Genomic DNA, 2,835 nt, shown 5'->3' with positions numbered 1-2,835 from the left:
TTAAAAAACAATAGATTGACGTTTCGTGAACGATCGGCAATCGATCGTTCGCAACATCAAGGACACGGCGAGAAGGCGCTTGGAACCCATGTGTACAACCGGTTTGTCAAGGCTTGCGCGACGTCCCTTCGCTGTCGAGTCGACGGACGGACATCGCCGGCCCGTGCATAAGCTCGGACCCGCGCCGATACGGCAGGCACCCGGATGAAAACATCTGAATATACTGATAAATCGAGCAAGCCCGACGGTCCGGCCGAGGCTTGCACTTGCCGTGGAAAAGGCACAGCATTGAGCGGCCGGACGCGACCGATCGGAAGAATCGGCGGTCCTACCGCCCACCGCAAGCAGTCAGCCACCCGGACAAGACGTAAAAGAGCATGACGCCAAGCGATCTCAAGCCCGTTCGCGACCACATCGCCTCCCGCATCATCGGCCAAGCATCCTTCATCGACAGCATGCTGATCTGCCTGCTGAGCGACGGGCATCTCTTGGTCGAGGGCATGCCGGGTTTGGCCAAGACGACTGCAGTGAAGGCGCTGGCCGATGCACTGGAGGGCGACTTCCACCGCATCCAGTTCACGCCGGATCTCTTGCCCTCGGATCTGATCGGCACCGACATCTATCGCCACGAGAAGGGCGAGTTCGAGTTCCGACCCGGTCCGCTCTTTCACAACATCCTGCTCGCCGACGAGGTCAACCGCGCGCCGGCCAAGGTCCAATCGGCCTTGCTGGAGTCCATGGCGGAGCACCAGATCACGGTCGGTCTCAGGACCTATCCGCTGCCCAAGCTCTTCATGGTGCTGGCGACCCAGAACCCGGTGGAGCAGGAAGGCACCTATCACCTGCCCGAGGCACAGCTCGACCGCTTCCTGATGCAGGCGGTCGTCACCTATCCCAGTCGCGACGAGGAGCTGAAGATCCTCGAGCTCGACGCCCGACAGCAGAAGGAGCCCGAGACCGCGCCCGTCGAGCGCCTGAGTCAGGCCGATCTCTTCGCGATGCGCCGCGATGTGGCCGGGCTCTATCTGGATCCGAAGCTGCACAGCTATATCGTCGATCTAGTGCAGGCAACCCGCCAGCCCAAGCTCTACGATTCAGATCTGGGGCGCTGGTGTCGGTTCGGCGCCTCGCCCCGTGCCAGTATCGCGGTCGCCCGCTGCGCCCGCGCGCGTGCCTGGCTCGACGGCGACGATTTCGTCGCACCTCATCATATTCAGGCCGTCGTCCCCGAGATCCTGCGCCATCGTCTGCTGCTGACCTTCGAGGCCGAGGCCGAGGGTGTGACCACGGACGTCTTCGTCAACCGACTGCTGACCCTGGTGGCCATCCCCTGACATCCCCCCTGAGATCGGCCGCCGTACGATGAGCCTCTATCCCCGTCTCGACGACCTGCTGGAGCTGCGCCATCAGGCCCACACGCTCGGGCTGCCCTCCCACCATCTCGTCAACTCGACCTTCGCCGGACTCTACGCGTCGGTCTTCCGCGGCGCCGGGGTCAACTTCGAGGAGGTGCGCGAGTACCGCGAGGGCGACGACATCCGCTATATGGATTGGAAGGTGACGGCCCGCACCAACGAGCCGCACATGAAGATCTTCCGCGAAGAGCGCGAGCGCTCGGTGGTGCTCTGCGTGGACAAAGGTCCGCACATGGCCTTCGGCACGCGCGGGACCTTCAAGTCGGTGCAGGCGGCCCGTGCGGCGGCCCTGATCGGCTGGGCGGCGAGCCGGCTCAACGACCGGGTCGGCGGACTCGTCTTCGGTGATCCATCCACCGGACTCCAGCACTTTCGCCCCTCGCGCGGTCGCCGCGCGCTCTGGCAACTGCTGCGCGCCCTGACCGTGCCCGGCGCCGAGCTGGATCCCTCCATCGACTGTCTCGGCGGTGCGCTGCGGCGGGCGACCTCGGGTCTGCCCACCGGCTCGCTCGTCTTCGTGATCGCGGATCTGAATCGCGATGCCATGGGCTTGGAGTCAATCCTCGGCGACCTCGGACAACGCAACTCGGTCGCACTGATCCCGGTCGACGACCCGGCGGATTGGGAGATCCCGGCGATGGGCATCACCACCTTCACCGGCACCGACGGCACGCTGGTCGAGGTCGACACCGACGACCCGCAGGCCCGGCGCAGCTATCGTGCGGCATGGGAAGAGCGGCGCGCCCTGCTGCAGGCGGTGGTCCATCGGCTCGGGATCATCCTGCTGCCGGTGCGGACCGATGCCGAGATCCATCTCAGCCTGATCCGCGCCTTGGAGCAGCGGGCGCGCTCGCGGGCGGTGTGATGGACCCGATCCTCGCCCCCTCCCCGCCCGTCGCGATGCTGCGCGATATCCACGACATCCCGCCCATCCCCTGGTGGCCACCGGCCCCCGGCTGGTGGTTGCTGGCGATCGCCCTGACGCTGCTCGCCCTCTTCGTTTGGCGCTCGCGTGCCCGCATCAGCTTGCGCATCCCCATCCCCGGCATCACGCTCGGCACTTGGCGCTGGGAGGCCGCGGCCGCGCTCCGCGATCTCAAGCGCCGTGCCGTCAAGGGCCAGGACGCCAAAGAGACACTCGGCGAGCTCTCCGAGCTGCTGCGCCGCATCGCCATGGCGCGGCTCGGGCGTTCGGCCTGCGCGGGCCTCGTCGGAACGGCTTGGCTTGATTGGCTCTCGGCACAGGATCCGAACGGCTTCCACTGGCATGAGCGGGGACGCATCCTGATCGACGCACCCTATGCGCCGGCCGGCGTACTTCACAGCCGCGTCGGCGCAAAGGATCTCCTGGCCCTGATCGACGCGGCACTCGCCTGGGTCGAGGTCCGCGACACGCCGCAGGGTCGACGCCACGGTCTGA

Annotated in this window: 3 protein-coding genes; all 3 read left to right on the top strand. The window is 66.2% G+C overall.

From position 1 onward, the window contains the following. Nucleotides 1–377 precede the first annotated feature (377 nt). Entirely contained in the window at nucleotides 378–1,334 is a 957-nt protein-coding gene (locus GPT33_RS16770) for an AAA family ATPase (protein ID WP_296811234.1), read from the top strand. Between the two features lie 28 nt (nucleotides 1,335–1,362). Further along, nucleotides 1,363–2,280: a DUF58 domain-containing protein gene (locus GPT33_RS16765; RefSeq protein ID WP_296811232.1), complete on the top strand. Its 918-nt coding sequence runs from the start codon at nucleotides 1,363–1,365 to the stop codon at nucleotides 2,278–2,280. Further along, nucleotides 2,280–2,835: DUF4381 domain-containing protein (locus GPT33_RS16760; RefSeq protein ID WP_296811229.1), on the top strand; the 556-nt coding region annotated here is incomplete at its 3' end. The genes GPT33_RS16765 and GPT33_RS16760, both read left to right, overlap by 1 nt.

It is taken from the genome of Thiocapsa sp., from assembly GCF_011390875.1.
Lineage (GTDB): Bacteria > Pseudomonadota > Gammaproteobacteria > Chromatiales > Chromatiaceae > Thiocapsa.
This window is presented reverse-complemented; position numbering and strand designations above follow the sequence as displayed.